The organism is Myxococcus xanthus (assembly GCF_013116825.1).
Lineage (GTDB): Bacteria > Myxococcota > Myxococcia > Myxococcales > Myxococcaceae > Myxococcus > Myxococcus xanthus_B.
In genome coordinates, this window is record NZ_JABFNS010000094.1 from 1 (window position 1) to 15,260 (window position 15,260).

Below are 15,260 nucleotides of genomic sequence, written 5' to 3' on the forward strand. Positions count from 1 at the left end.
CCCCTCATGCGCCTGTTGCTTGGTGCCGCGCGGTGCCCGCCTCGCCCTTGTCCGTGCGCGCCGACAACGCGTCCACCAGCAACACGTCCTTCACCCGCAGGCTCGCCAGGTCCTGGCCGGAAATCTCGGCCGAGCCAATCTCCGCGCGCAGCCAGCTGCGCACCGCCGACAGGCGGCTCGCGAAGGCCTCCAGGTCCGCCTTCCCCCGGGCCCGCCGCTGCGTGCTCTCCACCGCCGGCTCGGCCGCGTCCAGCACCGCCGCGGGCACCACCAGCCGCACCATGCCGCTGTGCGGTCCCAGCGTCGCCTGCAGGTGGACCGCCAGCATGGGGCCATCATCCCCCAGCCGCGCGGAGACCTCGTCCACGCCCCGCGCCACGCCGTCCAACCGGGGGCGCGGCACCGCCGCCTGCAGCCCCGGCACCAGCAGCTTGAGCCCCTCGAGGACGACGTAGGCCATCACGCCCTCCTCGATGTCCGTCAGCGGCCTCAGGCCCACCGTCTCACCGGCGCCGCCCAGCAGCAGGTCCACCGCCACGTGCGCCAGCGCGAGCTCCACCTCCAGCACCGCCCGGCCCTGGAGCGCCCCGGGCGCGAGCACCGCCAGGAAGGTGGGGTCGCCCAGGAAGCGCCGCAGCTCCGCCATGGGCCGCACCTGGACGGACTCCACCGTCAGGCGCACCTCCGCGTCGAACAGCTCCGTGAGCCGAGCCGCCACGGCCGCCGTCGTGCCGTCCGCGGGCGTCAGCCACCGCAAGCGCTCCGCGAGCAGCCCCTGCGCACGAGAGACCTTCTCCAGGTTCCGGAAAGCGAAGGGCCGCCAGCCCCGCTCCTGGCTGGCGGGTGGCTCCTGGGATGCAGGGGGCTCCTGCGGCGGCTCCTGGCGCGAAGGCCGGAGCTGGCGCAGGTCCACCAGCATCGTGCGCTCGTGGACGCCCGAACCTTCGTCCTCGGATTCGAGACTCATGCCTTCGCCTCGAAGCGGACGTCTTCAAGCCGGAGCCCACGGCCACTGAGCGCGGACCGCAGTCCCTCGCTGGCGCCTTCGAGCTGCTTGAGCACCTCGCGGTTGCTGCCGCTGAAGGTGGCCGAAATCTTCCCGTTCCGGGCGCTGACCTTGATGGACAGACCGCTGAGCACGTCGCCCCGCAGGTCGATCTGGAACTCAGCGTTGCCCGCGGCGTTGGTGCCCACGCGGACGCGGTCGACAATCTTCTGCGCAATCTCGGTGGCCAGGGCCCGCAGGCGCTCCGAGCCCGCGGTGTCCTTGGGCTTGGCCACGGGCACCGGCGCCATCAACGCGGGGTTGAAGCGGAAGCCGGGGGCGATGGACTCCGCCCCGCCGTCCTTCTTGTCCTTGCCACCGCCACTGCCCTTACCGCCGCCCGCGTCGGCATCCGCCCGGATGGCGGCGCCCCGCTCGGAGCTGACCTGCCCCAGGGAGGACTCCGCCTTGCCCAGGTCCTTCTCGCGGCTCTCGGAGGTCCGCTTCTCGTCGGTGCGCCGGGCGTCCCGGGCGTCCGACGCGCGCGAGCCGCCCCGCGCCTCCGCGGCCTGGCCCTGCGCCTGGGCTTGAGGCTGGGCCAGCTCCTTCATGGCGGGCTGCTGCTCCTGCTGCACCCGCTCACCAAACGTCTTGCCCTGCTGAGTGGCCCGCGCGAGCACGGCGCGCGCCAGACCGCCCTGTTGCGGCTGGGGCTCCGCGGGCGCCGGGCCCGGCGACGGAGGCGGCTGCTGGGCCTGCTGCATCAGCCGCTGGAAGGCGGAAGCCCCCTCCTGGCGCTTCTTGGCCTGCCCCTCGGCGAGCTTCTTCTCCTGGAGGAGGCGCTCGGCCAGGCGCGCTGCTTCGCGATCGTCGTCAACTCGGCTCATGACGTCATTCCAGGGGGATGGGGAGGGCGCAGGTTACTTGCGCTGGCGCGCCAGGAACAAGGCGTTGCCAATCTCCTCCTGGTTCAGTTCCTCACGCTGCTGTCGCTCGTACTTCACCTGCTTCTGCCAGTTCTCTCGGTGCTTCTCGATGGCCTTCAGCTCCTTCGCCGCCTCGGCCATCTCCCGCCGGCGCTGCTCCACCAGCCGTTCTGCCACCTTGACGGCCTCCCGCTGACGCTCCACCTCCAGCGCCACCTGCGCCTCTTCGTCCTTCAGGCGCTCCTCGAAGCGGTTCATCATGTTCATGCCGTTGATGCCGGCACCCTTGAACATGACCTCCTTCAGGTAGGCGGCCACCTTCGCCTTGCGCTCGCGCTTGCGCTGCTCCAGGTCGTCGATGAGACGCTGGAGCTCCGCCTTCTCCTTCTCCAGCGCCTTGATGGCGGAGGAGAAGGCCTGCTCCGCCTCTTCCTTGGCCCGGGCGCGCATGTCCTGCAGGGCCTGCAACCGGTACGGGGGCATGTTGGCCCCATCCTAACCCGGAATCCCAGCAGCGCACCCCTGGCCAGCGCCTTACTCGTCGAACAGGGCGATCAGCTGCTCCACCGTCTCCTCGAACCCGGAGTTGGAGTGGGTGTCCTGCTTGAGGAAGTCGATGATGGCGTCGTACTTGTCGATGGCCTGATCCGTGCGGGGATCCGTCCCGTACTGGTAGGCCCCCAGGAGGATGAGGTCGCGCTGCTTCTCATACGTGGAGAGCAGCTCTCGGAGCCGTCCCGCCGCCTTCTTGTGGTCCTTGGAGACGATGCCGCTCATCACACGGCTGAGGCTGGCGAGCACGTCCATCGCGGGCCACTGGTTGCGCTCACCCAGGGCACGGTTGAGGATGAAGTGGCCGTCGAGAATACCGCGGACCTCGTCGGCGATGGGCTCTTCCATGTCACCGCCGGCCACGAGGCAGGTGTAGATGGCGGTGCACTTGCCCTTCTCCGAGTTGCCCGTGCGCTCCAGGATGCGAGGCAGCATGGAGAACACGCTCGGCGGGTAACCCTGACGGGCCGGGGGCTCCCCCACGGCGAGGCCAATCTCACGCTGGGCACGCGCCAGACGCGTCACCGTATCCAGCATGAAGAGCACGTTGCCGCCGCGCTCGCGGAAGTACTCGGCGATGGCGGTGGCGACATAGGCCGCGCGCAGACGCACGAGGCTGGGCTGGTCGGAGGTGGCGCACACCAGCACGGAGCGCTTCATGCCCTCCTCGCCCATGGCGTCTTCGATGAACTCACGGACTTCGCGGCCACGCTCGCCGATGAGCGCCACCACACAGAGGTCCGCCTTGGTGTTCCGGGCAATCTGCCCCATCAGCGTGGACTTGCCGACGCCGGAGCCGGCGAAGAGGCCCACGCGCTGGCCCTCCCCCACCGTGAGCAGCCCGTCGATGCAGCGCACGCCCAGGGGCAGTGGCCGCTCGATGCGCTGACGGGTGAAGGGGTCCGGGCAGTCGCGGTCCACGGACCAGTCGATGAGGCCCTCCTCCGGCAACGGGTGGCCGTCCATGGGCTCGCCGATTCCGTTGAGCACGCGGCCCAGCAGCGCCTCTCCACACTTGATGCTCAGCGGCTTGCCGGTGGGGATGACCTCGCTGTCCGGACCGATGCCGTGCAGCTCGCCCAGGGGCATGAGCATCACCTCATCCCCCTGGAAGCCCACCACCTCCGCCTTCACCGCGCCGCGGTTGCGGCTCTTGATGAGCACCAGCTCGCCCACGCGGACGTTGGGCACGCTGGCCTTGATGATGAGGCCCGTCAGCTCCGTGACGCGGCCGCGCACGCGCACGACCTGCGCTTCCTTGATGAGGTCGAAGTACCGCGAGAGGTCAATGGCCATGGGCGAGTCCCTTGACGCTCCGGCTCAAGCCGGCCCTTCCTTGCGCGCGGTGTCCGGCAACAGGACGTTCTGGAGCATCTCCAACTGCGTGGGAAGCTGTGCGTCCACCGTGCCGAACTCCGTCTGGACGATGCAGCCCACGGGGGCCACCTCGGGGTCCTCCTTGATGGCCAGGTCCACCGCGCGGCCGATGAGCTCCATCAGGACCGGCTTCTTCGCGCGGAGCACGGCGGCCGTCTTCGGGTGGACCCGCAGAATCATGGAGCGGGCGCTGCGCAGGTTCTCGATGGCCGCGGCGCACAGCTCCACCATCAGCTCCGGGTCCTTCTCCAGGCTCCGGCCGATGATCTTCTCCGCCACCTTGAGCGACAGCGCGATGACGTCCTGCTCGTGGCCGGTCAGCACCTCCCCCGCCTGCATCTTCGCGCGAAGGATGATTTCGGTGGCCTGCGCCAGGCCTTCCTGGCGGCCCTGCTCACGCGTCTTGGCGAGGAGCTCCTCGCGCTCGCGCTGCGCCTCCGCGAGGATGCGCTCCTTCTCGCGCTGCGCCTCCTCTAGGATGGCCGACGCGCCCTGCCGGGCCTCGAAGACCTCGGCGTTCATCACCCCCGCGCGGGGAGGCCGCAGCACGGGACGCTCGGGCGCGTGCGCCGGCTCCGCCGTCCCATCACCTCGAATCACCTTGCCGATCGCCATGGGCCGCTCCTTGCGAGCCGGATGCTAGCGCGTTCCGCCCTTGGTTCCACGTCCCCCTGCACCCGGAGGCACAGGACGGTCGGTACCCGACGGAGAGCGGGGACGACGCTGGACGGCCGTGCCCTCCCCCCGGGGCTTGGGCATGGGCGCCAGGGACGGCGAGGTGATGGCCCGCCCCACCAGCACCCGGGGGGGACGCTCCGGCTCCTGCTCCGCCTCGGGGGGCCTGGCCCGGCCGCCGCTCCCCTGGGCACCGGACGCGCGCGAGCGGAACACCCGGGAGACCTCCGAGTCCTCCCGCTCCGGCTCTGCGGCCCCGAACTTCATCCGAGCGGCCCGGGGAGGCTCCTCCGCCGGACGCTGCGGCCCCCGGGACGCGACGCGGGAGCGATCATCCGCTGGGCGCGCCTGGACGCGCGAGCCCTCCGCCACACGGGAGCGCTCGTCAGGAACGTTGGCATGGACGCGGGAGCCCTCCGCCACACGGGAGCGCTCGTCAGGAACGTTGGCATGGACGCGCGAGCCCTCGGCCACGCGTGAGCGTTCGTCCTGAGCGCCAGCTTGAACCCGCGAGCGCTCGCCCTGGCCTCCCGCCTGAACTCGCGAGCCCTCGGCCACCCGGGAACGCTCCTCCGGCGGACGCGAATGCACCCGGGAACCCTCGGCGACCCGCGCGCGGTCCCGCTCCGACAGCGTGTCGGGGTCCTGCGGGCGAGGCCGTGCGCCGCGCTGCCCCAGCCGAGAAGGCGGCGGACCGATGCGCGCGCCCTCTGGATCCGCGCGAGGCGGGCGCGTATCGGGCCCCTCCCCCTCACGGCGAGCCCCCGCGCCGCCCGCGTTCGCGGGCTCACGCCGGGCCGGCATCCGGTGCACCGCGGAGCCATCCTGTCGCTTCGCGGGCGTGGCCACTCGGGAGGGCTCACGCGAGGACAACACACCGGCGTTTCGCGCCGCCCGCTCCGCCATGAAGTCCCGCCGGGCCGGTGCTCCCGCGCCCTGGCGAGCCGCCCCCGGGGCCGCCCCCCGCACCGGCGGTCGTGACGGCACATCCCGGCCAGCAGGTGCCGCCTTGGCAGGTGCGGCCCCAGCAGGTGCGGCCTTGGCAGGTGCCCCCCCAGCAGGTGCTGCCCCACCGGGCGCCGCCGCCTTGCCCGCGGGTGGCGCCGCCGCGGCAGCCGCCTTCCGGGCTCCCGGAGGCGGAGGAAGAACGGCGGACTGACGCGGGGGCGGCGGTGTCGCCAGGCGGACCGGCCGCTCGATGAGGCCACGCGTGGCCAGCCGCTCCAGGTCCATCACGATGTCGGTCCGGCCGCCATCGCCTCGCGCGGTGGGGCGCACGCGCTCCTCGCGCACCCACTTCGCCAGCAGGCTCCCGAACTCACCGCGGTACTTCTCCAGCATGCGCGCGGCGAACTCCGGAGACTGCGCCACGCATGCGCGCGCCAGCCGCTGAGCCCCCGCGCTGCGCAGCGCCACGGCGGGCCGCGTCAGGCCCTCGTGCGGCTCCAACTGCGCCCGGGAATCCTCCTCCGGCAGCTTGCGCGGAGCGTTGGCTGCCACGGCCTTGGTGGCCAGCAGCTTCAAGTCCGGCGGCAGTTGCTCCAGCAAGGCCTCGCGCTCCGCGTCCGGAAGGCCCGCCAGCGCCGGCCCCAGCACCCGCGCGCCCAACCGGTCGCACATGGTGAGCAGCTCCCGCTGCTGAAGCTGGAGCACGTCCGCGAACTTGAAGCCCGCGGCCTGCTGCCCAGCGAGCTCGCGCGCGAGCAGCTCCTCCAGCTTCCACCGGACGATGTCCAGGACCTGCGGGCGGACTTCACGGGTCAGCTTCACGCGCGAGGGCGGCAGATGCGCGCGCACCGCCTCCGCCAGCGTGCCCGGCAGCGCGCGCAGCACCACTTCCACCAACGCGCCCCGCTCACGTTGTAGCAGCGCGGCCAGCCGCTCCGGTTCGGCGCTCCAGAGCTGACCCCGGCGGTCCTTCACCAGCCGCTTGATTTCCTGCACCAGCGCGGGGATGCGCTTCTCGCGCGGAACCTGAAGCAGCTCCTGCGCGCGATGACGCAGAAGCGCCCCCTCCTCTTCGGGAAGGTGCTCCAAGGCGCCGAGGCTCTCCTGGCCGCAGAACGTCACGGCCGTCAGGAGCAGCATGCTCTGGCGCTTGTTGAGCGAGGTGAAGAACGAGTCCAAACGTCACCTCGCGGGCCCCACGGACGCCCGCTGGGAGAAGGAGGGAAGCCCCACCGTGAGGGGCGGTGACGTCAAGCCTCGGGAGGACGACCGCGGGCACGCGCTCCGGCGCGCGCAGCGGGGGCGCTGCTGGAGCCGCCGCGCATGAAGGTCCACATCGTCAGGCCCAGCATCGCCAGCACCAGCACGAAGGCGCCCGCGAACATCACCTTGAACTGGCTGGCGCTGGCCGCCGTCATGCGCAGCCCCAGCACGTCCTGCAGGCGGCTCTCCGCGTCCGTCTCCGCCGACGGCGGCAGGGCCTGCGTCATCAGCACCGTCACCGCGCTGGCCTTCAGCTCCGGCACCGCGGTGGCCGCGAACTGCTGCACCACGGCAGTGTCGATGGGCGGCTTGCCCCCCTCGCCCGGGCGGTACTTGATGAACACCGACGCGGACGGCATCGGCTTGTTCTCCGGCTGCGTGAGGTCGTTGTTCTCCGGAATCATCACGATGGCGCGCGCTTCCAGCACGCCGTCGATCTGATTCAGCGCATTGGAGACCTCGCCGCCCATCGCCTTGAGGAGCATGGCGCGCTCCTCCGTCGCGGTGGGCACCATGCTGCCCTTGGCGAAATGGGCCAGGCCCTTCTCCACCGGCCGCGGCAGCGAATTGAGCTTGAGCAGCTCCGCCGCCTGCGCGGCATCCGCCTTGGGCACGGTGATCATGAACCGCACCTCGTTGCCGCCTTCTTCCTTTTCCTTCTTGGCGTTGATGCCGTTCTTGCTGAGCAGGACGTAGATTTCGTTGGCGTCCGCTTCGCTCAGCGCGTGCTGGAGTTCAATGTGGCAGCCCGTCAGGAAGAGAAGGGCGAGAAGCGAGGCGGCAAACGCGTGCGGTCGGCGAATCATGGGCGGGTCGGAGCTTACTAGGCCCCCGGAAAACGCGGAAGGGCGCCCCCTCCCGCTCGTAGAGGGAGGGACCGCCCTTCTTGAGGCCGCGCCGCCGGGAAACCGGGGTTGGGCCTACACCTGGGTCTTGACGACGTCCTTCAGGCCGGTGGTCGCCTTCTCCACCACCTTGCTCGTCAGGTCCAGCTGCTGCGTGTACTGGTACATGGAGGCCTGGAGCGACAGCAGCTCCGCGTTGGAGAACGCCTTGCCGCTGGAGGCCTGCTTGATGATGTGCTCCAGGTTGACCTGACCCTTCTCCAGGTCGCCGACAATCTGCGTCATCATGTCGCCCGCCTTGGACGACTTGGACGCCTCGGCCTTGGCCGTCACCGGCTCCGCCGCCTTGGTCGTCACCGACTCCTGGGCGCCGTGCACCTTGTTGAGGGCGGCCTTCTCCGTCTTGTTGACGGACTCCACCTGACGCACGGCATCCGTGCGCTGGGTGGCCTGCGCCGCCTGGGCCTTGTTCACCTGCTGGGCGGCGTCCACCTGACCGGCGCCCTGCGCCTTGTCAGCGAGAACTCCGTCGAACTTCGACGCGCCCTGCTTGTTCGTCTGCTGAGCGCCCTGATCCTGCAGCTTCTGCTGCGCGACCTGCGCCGCGGAGACTCCGGCCATCGGACCCGCCATGTGAGACCCTCCTTGCATCCATCGGAGAAGGAGGGAGCTCCTCCTCCTCGTTCAAGAGTTCCTTGAGCCGGTCGATTGCCCGCGCATGCAGCCGCGAAGCCCAGCTCTTCGACTGCCCTATCTCCGCTCCCGCTTCCTCCAGCGTCCTGCCCTGGAAGTAGTACCCCATCAGGAGCTTCCGCTCCTTCTCCGGGAGCTTCTCGATCGCCGCCCGCACCCGCGTCTTCAGCTGCTCCTGCTCCATCCGGATGTCGACGGGGAGCGACTCGTCGGTGTAACCCGCCGTGTCCGCGCCTTCGATGCTGGTGGCGAAGACCATCGCCAGCCCCGTCACCGCATCCGAGATGTCATTCACATCATCGTCGAATGAGCTGCCGCGGTTGCCTGCTCCGGCCTCACGATCCGAAAGATTTCCCAGATACGCCGCCGCCCGCTCTCCCACATAGGCGTTGCGGGCATCGGACCCGCGCAGCACACCCATCTTCCGAAGCCCGTCGAAGATGGCGCCCTTGATGCGGTAGTGCGCGAAGGTGAGGAAGTTGGCCCCGACCTTCGGGTCGAACCGCTCGGCGGCCTCCAGAAGGCCTATCTGGCCGTAGGCCAGCAGCTCATCCAGCTCCAGCTGGGCGTTGAACTGCTTGCGCACGGTCGCCGCCAGCGACCGGACGTAGGGGCCGTACTTCTCAAGGATGACCTGCCTGTCGTCGCCCAGAGCCAAGCGCCGCTCACTCGGCCTTAGACCACAGCCGCTCGAGGACCTGATTCAGCCGCGGATCATCCTGGAGCGCGTCTGCAATCTTGGTGGTGAGGGAGGAAGACTTCATGCGGAGCTTCTCCTTCAGGACTTCGGCGACCAGGGCCTGCGTCGCCTCTTCCTTGCTCTTGAAGCCCCCGTTCTTCAGCTTCCGGGCAATGGCCACCGCCTGGGAGGCCACCGGATCCGCGGCCTGGGGGCCCTGGACATTGCTGGAGCCTACCAGACCCGAGGGCCCGACAAGAGACTCCGTCCGGTCCACCCGGCCACCAAAGCTGGCGCCACCCGCCGGCGCCGCGCCGGCAGGGCCCTTCGCACCACCCGCGCGGCCCTTCCCACCGCCTCGTCCGACACCGCCGACAGCCATCGCCGTGACCTCCGTCCTACGTCTTCGCCGGAGGCAGGACTCCCGCCTCCTTGGCCTGGATGAGGGACTGCGCCAGGCGGGCACCGTCCCCGTCCGGATCCAGGTCCATGGCGGCCTTCAGCTCCTTGAGCGCCTCGGGCACCTTCCCCATGAACAACAGCGCTTCACCCGCATGCGCCCGCGGGAGCCCGGACTGCGGGGCCAGGCGCTGCGCGACGCGGTAGGCCTGCAGGGCCTTGTCATGACGGCCCTGCGAGAACTCCACGGCGCCCAGCGCCAGCTGGGGCACCTCGCTCCGGGGCATCAGCGCGGCCGCCCCGGAGAAGATCTCCTTCGCCTTGTCGAAGTGGCCCATGTCGAGCCACAGGTAACCGGCCTCCAGCAGGACTCTGGCCTGCTGGCGTCCGAGCGGGACGAGGCTGTTTGAAATCTCCGAGGTGTCCGCCATTGACGCTCCCTAGGGCGACAACGCCCGCAGTTAGCGGACGTTGCTGATGGAGTTCTTGATCGTATCGTTCCGCGACTTCATCACGTTCGAGATCGCGGTGAAAGTCTGCGATTCCTGCTGAATGGCGGCCTGCAGGTTGAGGAGCTTGGAGTTCTCCTCGGCCATCTTGTTCAGCGAGAAGTTGCCGTTGACGGTGTCCGTGGTGCTGCCGGTGCCCTGCGCACCCAGACCCAGCGGCGAGCCGGAGCCAGCCACCGCGCCACCCAGACCGCCCGCGACGACACCGCCACCGGCCGGCGCCACCGCGCCGCCCAGGTTGCCCGCCACCGCGGTGTTCATCACGCCCGCGTACGGCGCGCCCATGCCCGAGCCGCCCGTCGAGGAGAACGTGTGCATCGAGGAGACGGCGGCGGAGACGATCTGCCCTCCGGGGACCATGCCCGCCATCGCGCCCACACCCGTGCCCACGGCGCTGGCGGCGCTGTTGAGACCATTGTGAAGCCGCGCGCCGAAACCGGTGTCCGGCGTCTGCCGCGCCGTCGTGACGTTGGTCGAGAGACGAACGTTCGGGCCCATCATGTTGTCGATCTTCGCCATTGCTTCCTCCAGGCGCTGCTTTCAGCGGAAAGGTCAGAGATCATCGATGCTCAGGATGCTCTCACTTGCATTATCGGCGGGGGGGCTCGCCGGTTGCCTAACCCCGGAAAAAAAGAGTCTCCCGGGGAAAAACCACCGTCATTTCCGGCCCTTGCCACCCTTCGATTCGGCGATCAGCCGCTCGCGGGTCTCCACCAGCATCTCCAGCAGCTCCTCCGCGCGGCCAATGGCGGCCTGGGCCTTCTTGCCCTGCTCCACCTTGGGGCCCTTGAGTTCGGTGAGGCCCGTCTTCACCCCATCGAAGAAGCCACGGACCTCTTCCACGGAGGCCGCCTCGAGCAGGGACTCGATGGCGGGAAACGAGGGCGCGGGAAGGTCCTGCGCGGTCTGGGAGGGCTTGGCGGTCGGGGGCATTGCGGAGACGGTCTCCTGTCGGGCCACCGGCCGGGCTGGCCAGTGGGCGCTGGGCCCCCGACGGTAAGGGAAAAGCCCCGCTTCCTACAAGGCGCTCCCCTCTTCCCCGGACGCGCGCGGCCCCCCGACCCACCGGCCGGAGAGCGAACGGCCATTCCAGCAGGGGGGTGAGCAAGCCCTGTCCGGTTCCACGAGCGCACCTAGGTTCTCTCCAACGGGGGACGTCGCCGCCCCCGCCCACTCACAACAATCACAGGAGAATCCCCATGAAGAAGCTCGTTGGCGTCTTCGCCACCATCGCCATGCTCGGAGCCGGTACCGCCCTGGCCAACAACGACGAGAACAAGCCGAAGGACTCCTCGGCGGCCCAGGGTGGCTCGGGCCAGGTGGGGCAGACCGAAATCCAGCAGGACACCACCACCATCGAACGCGAGACGAGCACCAGACCCACTGAGCCGGGTCAGGGCGGCTCCGGCACCATGGGCCATCAGGCCAACATGGGCCAGAAGGAGCTCAGCGGCCGCGTGGTGAAGGCGGAGAGCGACAAGATCTTCGTCGACATGCATGGCGCGGTGGTCCCCCTGGAGGTCGACCGCAGCACCCGATTCAGCGACCCGACCCTGAAGAAGGCCAAGGACCTGCGCCCCGGCCAGGAGATTCGCGCCAGCTACGAGGTGAAGGAGACCAAGAACGTCGCCAAGAGCATCTCCCTCTCGGGAACGGGCGGCGCGGGTGACTCGACGCTGACGCCGGACTCGTCCATCAACCAGGACAGCCACATGGGCGGCTCCGGCGTGGACAAGCACGAGGGCACCGGTGGCGCGGGGGACGACAGCACCCTGAACCCGGACACGGGCTCCAATACCTCGCCCGACACGTACTGATGACACACCCTTGGGCATGTCAGACCTGCACCCCATGAAGGGGATTTCGGGGCCCGCAGCCGCGCGTCGGCTGTGGGCCCCGCGCCATGAGAGGTGCGCATGGAGGATTCGCCCCACCCTCCACTCCATACAGTTCATTCAGTATTGACTGAACGAAACCCCGCCGCCTAAAAGCTTGCCCGTCACCCCGGCTGCCGTGCGCTCCACAGCGCGACGCCCAGCCGAGAAGGCGTGGAGACAGGCATGGTGGAACTGGAGGCCGCCGAACGGCGCTTCATCGAATCGGTGGGGCTGTACTTCGAGCGGCGGGGTGGCACGCGCATCGGCGGGCGCATCTACGCGCTGTTGATGCTCGCGGGCAAACCCCTGTCGAACAAGCGCATCGCCATGCTGCTCAACGTGAGCGCGGCGTCGGTGTCCACCAACCTGCGGGCCTGCACGGACATGGGCCTGGTGGAACCCGCCAGCGTTCCGGGGGACCGGCAGCACTACTACGTCATTCATTCACAGGGCTGGGAAAGCAAGCTGCGCGTCGCCGAGGAGTCCCTGAGCGCCTTCGCACGACTCTGCTCCGAGGCCCTCGCGGTTCCGCGTCTCGCTGGAAATCGTAACTTGCGAGAGGCGTCTGCTTTCTGTGATTTCTACAAGGCTGAGCTCGCAGGCATCGCCGAGCGGTGGCGCGCAGCGAATGCCCCCCGTCCGCCACGCCCCGCCAAGACTTCGAAAGGACGTAACGCATGAATCCCACCGCATCGCAGTCCTCCATCGTCTCCATCACGAATGTGACCAAGGACTACACCCTGGGGAAGGTGGTGGTCCCGGCGCTCCGGGGCGTGGACCTGGAGGTCCATGCCGGTGAGTTCATCTCCATCGCCGGGCCCTCCGGCAGCGGCAAGACGACGCTGCTCAACCTCATCGGGTGCGTGGACACCGCCACCGGAGGCGTGGTCCGGGTGGCCGGGCAGGACACCAAGCAGCTCACGGAGCGCCAGCTCACGAACCTGCGCCTCAACACCATTGGCTTCATCTTCCAGAGCTTCAACCTGGTGCAGGTGCTCAGCGTCTTCCAGAACGTGGAGTTCCCCCTGCTGCTCCAGCGCAAGCTGGACAAGGCCCAGCGCCGGGAGCGGGTGATGCAGCTCCTGGAGCAGGTGGGACTGGCCAACCACGCCAAGCACCGGCCCAACGAGCTGTCCGGCGGCCAGCGCCAGCGCGTGGCCGTGGCGCGCGCGCTCGTCACGCGGCCCCAGTTGGTGCTCGCGGACGAGCCCACGGCCAACCTGGACTCGGTGACGGGCCAGAACATCATCGACCTGATGAAGGAGCTCAACCAGAAGGAGGGCACCACCTTCATCTTCTCCACCCACGACGCGAAGGTGATGAGCCACGCCAACGCGGTGGTACGGCTGGCGGACGGCAAGTTCCTGGACCGCATCAGCGCCGCCGAGGCCAGCCGCGCCATGGCCGCTGGAGACCACTGACCATGGGACAACTCCGTTTGCTGCTGCAGGTGGCCTTCCGCAACCTGTTCTCCAGCAAGATCAACCTGCTCATCGGCGGCATCATCTTCTTCGGCACCCTGCTCGTGGTGGTGGGCGGAGCGCTGATGGACAGCATGGACAGCGCGATGAGCCGCAGCATCATCGGCAGCGTCGCGGGCCACATCCAGGTCTACTCGGACGAATCCAAGGACCCGCTGGCCCTCTACGGCAGCATGAGCGGCGAGCCGGACCTGGCCGCGCTGGACGACTTCAGCCAGCTCCGGCCCTTCCTGGAGAAGCACCCCAACGTGAAGACGGTGGTGCCCCTGGGCACCAGCGGCGCCATCGTCACCTCCGGCAACACCGTGGACATGACGCTGTCGAACCTGCGCGCGCTCTACAAGAAGCGCGACGAAGCCGGTGAGACGCCCGAGCTGAGGGAGAGCATCGACAGCGTCAAGGGGCACGTGCGGCAGATGGTCGAGCTGATGGCCGACCAGACGGCCAGGAGTGAGCAGGAGCTGGGCGGCGCCCAGAAGGAGCCCGCGGAGGTGGAAGCGCTCGCCCGGGCGCGCACGGACGCGTTCTGGGACACCTTCGAGGAGGCCCCTTACAGCGCGCTGGAGCTGTTGGAGAACCGCATCGCCCCGCAGATTCCGGACGGGGACATGCTGGAGCTGCGCTACGCCGGCACGGACCTGGACGCGTTCCAGCGCACCTTCGACCGCATGGAGATCGTGGACGGACAGCCGGTGCCCACCGGGCAGCGCGGCATGCTGCTATCCAAGTTCTTCTACGAAGAGTTCCTCAAGATGAAGTCGGCGCTCCGGCTGGACCACATCAAGCAGGAGCGGGACCTCAACCAGAAGACCATCGCCACCGACCCGGACCTTCAGCGGTGGGTGAAGGAGAACCAGACGCAGACGCGGGAGATCATCTTCCAGTTGGACCCCGTCAAGACGCGGAAGATGGTGGAGCGGCTGCAGAAGCTGCTGGGCAGCCAGGAGCCCGCGCTGGACAAGCTGCTGACGCAGTTCTTCACCACCGACGACGCCAACTTCGACACCCGCTACGCCCAGTTCTACTCGGAGCTGGCGCCGCTGCTGGAGCTCTACCGGCTGCGCATGGGGGACGTGCTCACCATCACCGCCTTCACGCGCACCGGCTACATGCAGAGCGTCAACGTGAAGGTCTACGGCACCTACCAGTTCAAGGGCCTGGAGAAGTCCGCCATGGCCGGCGCGCTGAGCCTGATGGACCTGATGTCGTTCCGGGACTTGTACGGGTACCTCACCGCGGACAAGAAGGCGGAGCTGGCGGAAATCCAGAAGCAGAGCGGCCTGGAAACCCTCAGCCGGGACGAGGCCGAGGAGGCCCTCTTCGGAGAGGCCAGCGACAATGAGTTGGTGGCCGAGGCCACGTCCAGCGACGTGGACGACCAGGCCGCCTTCACCGGAGACCAGGGGGCGCTCACGCGCGAGAACCTGCTCCAGCGCGTCTACACCCAGCAGGAAATCGAGCAAGGCGTGGCCCTGAGCGCGGCGGTGATGCTCAAAGACCCGGAGCTGCTGGAACAGACGATGGTGGAGCTGCGGCAGGCGGCGAAGGATGCGGGCCTGAAGCTGCGCGTGGTGTCCTGGCAGGAGGCGGCGGGCATCATCGGGCAGTTCGTGTTGCTCGGGAAGCTGGTGCTCTACTTCGCCGTCTTCATCATCTTCGTGGTGGCGCTGGTCATCATCAACAACGCCATGATGATGGCCACCATGCAGCGCGTGCGCGAGGTGGGAACGATGCGGGCCATTGGCGCGCAGCGCTCCTTCATCCTGGGCATGGTGCTGGTGGAGACGCTGGTGCTGGGGCTCGTGTTCGGCTCGGCCGGCTCACTGGTGGGCAGCGGCATCATGGCCCTGCTCAACAGCGCCGGCATCCCCGCGGGCAACGAAGCGCTCTACTTCTTCTTCTCCGGCCCCCGGCTGTTCCCCACGCTGAGCGCCAGCAACCTGGTGGCGGCGTTCGTGATCGTCCTGGGCGTCTCCGCCATCTCCACCCTCTATCCCGCGTTCCTCGCGACCCGGGTCTCGCCCCTCCAGGCGATGCAGACGGACGAGTGA

17 protein-coding genes are annotated in these 15,260 nt (G+C 69.0%); 4 read left to right on the forward strand and 13 right to left on the reverse strand.

Going from position 1 to position 15,260, the window contains the following annotated elements; genetic code table 11:
• Positions 1–4: 4 nt before the first annotated feature.
• From HNV26_RS24805 to HNV26_RS24865, 13 genes are all read right to left on the reverse strand, one after another.
• Entirely contained in the window at positions 5–967 is a 963-nt protein-coding gene (locus tag HNV26_RS24805) for a flagellar motor switch protein FliM (RefSeq protein ID WP_253816998.1), read from the reverse strand.
• Positions 964–1,872: a flagellar hook-length control protein FliK gene (locus HNV26_RS24810; RefSeq protein ID WP_171442860.1), complete on the reverse strand. Its 909-nt coding sequence runs from the start codon at positions 1,870–1,872 to the stop codon at positions 964–966. Before HNV26_RS24810 ends, HNV26_RS24805 begins: the two co-directional genes overlap by 4 nt.
• A 33-nt stretch (positions 1,873–1,905) precedes the next feature.
• Positions 1,906–2,394 (reverse strand): flagellar assembly protein FliH, encoded by a 489-nt coding sequence (locus tag HNV26_RS24815; protein WP_011552518.1) that lies wholly within the window; start codon positions 2,392–2,394, stop codon positions 1,906–1,908.
• 51 nt (positions 2,395–2,445) lie between these two features.
• Positions 2,446–3,759 (reverse strand): type III secretion system ATPase SctN, encoded by a 1,314-nt coding sequence (sctN, locus tag HNV26_RS24820; protein ID WP_011552517.1) that lies wholly within the window; start codon positions 3,757–3,759, stop codon positions 2,446–2,448.
• A 24-nt stretch (positions 3,760–3,783) separates the two neighbouring features.
• A complete protein-coding gene (locus HNV26_RS24825; protein WP_090489477.1) occupies positions 3,784–4,455 on the reverse strand; it encodes a FliH/SctL family protein in 672 nt (223 codons plus the stop codon).
• A gap of 24 nt (positions 4,456–4,479) precedes the next feature.
• Positions 4,480–6,642, reverse strand: a complete 2,163-nt coding sequence (locus HNV26_RS24830; protein WP_171442861.1) for a hypothetical protein — start codon at positions 6,640–6,642, stop codon at positions 4,480–4,482.
• A 71-nt stretch (positions 6,643–6,713) separates the two neighbouring features.
• A complete protein-coding gene (locus HNV26_RS24835; protein WP_171442862.1) occupies positions 6,714–7,532 on the reverse strand; it encodes a type III secretion protein in 819 nt (272 codons plus the stop codon).
• 114 nt (positions 7,533–7,646) lie between these two features.
• The gene (locus HNV26_RS24840) at positions 7,647–8,204 is read right to left on the reverse strand and encodes an EscF/YscF/HrpA family type III secretion system needle major subunit (protein WP_228558309.1); all 558 of its coding nucleotides are present in this window, start codon (positions 8,202–8,204) and stop codon (positions 7,647–7,649) included.
• Positions 8,086–8,922: a sigma-70 family RNA polymerase sigma factor gene (locus HNV26_RS24845; protein ID WP_011552512.1), complete on the reverse strand. Its 837-nt coding sequence runs from the start codon at positions 8,920–8,922 to the stop codon at positions 8,086–8,088. Before HNV26_RS24845 ends, HNV26_RS24840 begins: the two co-directional genes overlap by 119 nt.
• Before the next feature lie 7 nt (positions 8,923–8,929).
• The gene (locus tag HNV26_RS24850) at positions 8,930–9,325 is read right to left on the reverse strand and encodes a hypothetical protein (RefSeq protein WP_011552511.1); all 396 of its coding nucleotides are present in this window, start codon (positions 9,323–9,325) and stop codon (positions 8,930–8,932) included.
• Positions 9,326–9,341: 16 nt separating this feature from the next.
• On the reverse strand, positions 9,342–9,773 hold the full coding sequence (locus tag HNV26_RS24855) for a tetratricopeptide repeat protein (protein ID WP_026113930.1): 432 nt from the start codon (positions 9,771–9,773) through the stop codon (positions 9,342–9,344).
• Between the two features lie 30 nt (positions 9,774–9,803).
• On the reverse strand, positions 9,804–10,370 hold the full coding sequence (locus tag HNV26_RS24860) for a hypothetical protein (RefSeq protein ID WP_090489483.1): 567 nt from the start codon (positions 10,368–10,370) through the stop codon (positions 9,804–9,806).
• Positions 10,371–10,508: 138 nt separating this feature from the next.
• On the reverse strand, positions 10,509–10,784 hold the full coding sequence (locus HNV26_RS24865; protein WP_026113931.1) for a hypothetical protein: 276 nt from the start codon (positions 10,782–10,784) through the stop codon (positions 10,509–10,511).
• 266 nt (positions 10,785–11,050) lie between these two features.
• Here HNV26_RS24865 and HNV26_RS24870 point away from each other — a divergent pair, with 266 nt between their 5' ends.
• The 4 genes from HNV26_RS24870 to HNV26_RS24885 all read left to right on the forward strand — a co-directional run bounded on the left by HNV26_RS24870 (position 11,051) and on the right by HNV26_RS24885 (position 15,260).
• On the forward strand, positions 11,051–11,668 hold the full coding sequence (locus HNV26_RS24870; RefSeq protein ID WP_171442863.1) for an RNA-binding protein: 618 nt from the start codon (positions 11,051–11,053) through the stop codon (positions 11,666–11,668).
• A 243-nt stretch (positions 11,669–11,911) separates the two neighbouring features.
• Positions 11,912–12,409: a GbsR/MarR family transcriptional regulator gene (locus HNV26_RS24875; protein WP_171442864.1), complete on the forward strand. Its 498-nt coding sequence runs from the start codon at positions 11,912–11,914 to the stop codon at positions 12,407–12,409.
• Complete coding sequence (locus HNV26_RS24880) at positions 12,406–13,149, forward strand: ABC transporter ATP-binding protein (RefSeq protein ID WP_171442865.1); 744 nt, start codon at positions 12,406–12,408, stop codon at positions 13,147–13,149. Before HNV26_RS24875 ends, HNV26_RS24880 begins: the two co-directional genes overlap by 4 nt.
• Positions 13,150–13,151: 2 nt before the next feature.
• Positions 13,152–15,260, forward strand: a complete 2,109-nt coding sequence (locus HNV26_RS24885; protein ID WP_171442866.1) for an ABC transporter permease — start codon at positions 13,152–13,154, stop codon at positions 15,258–15,260.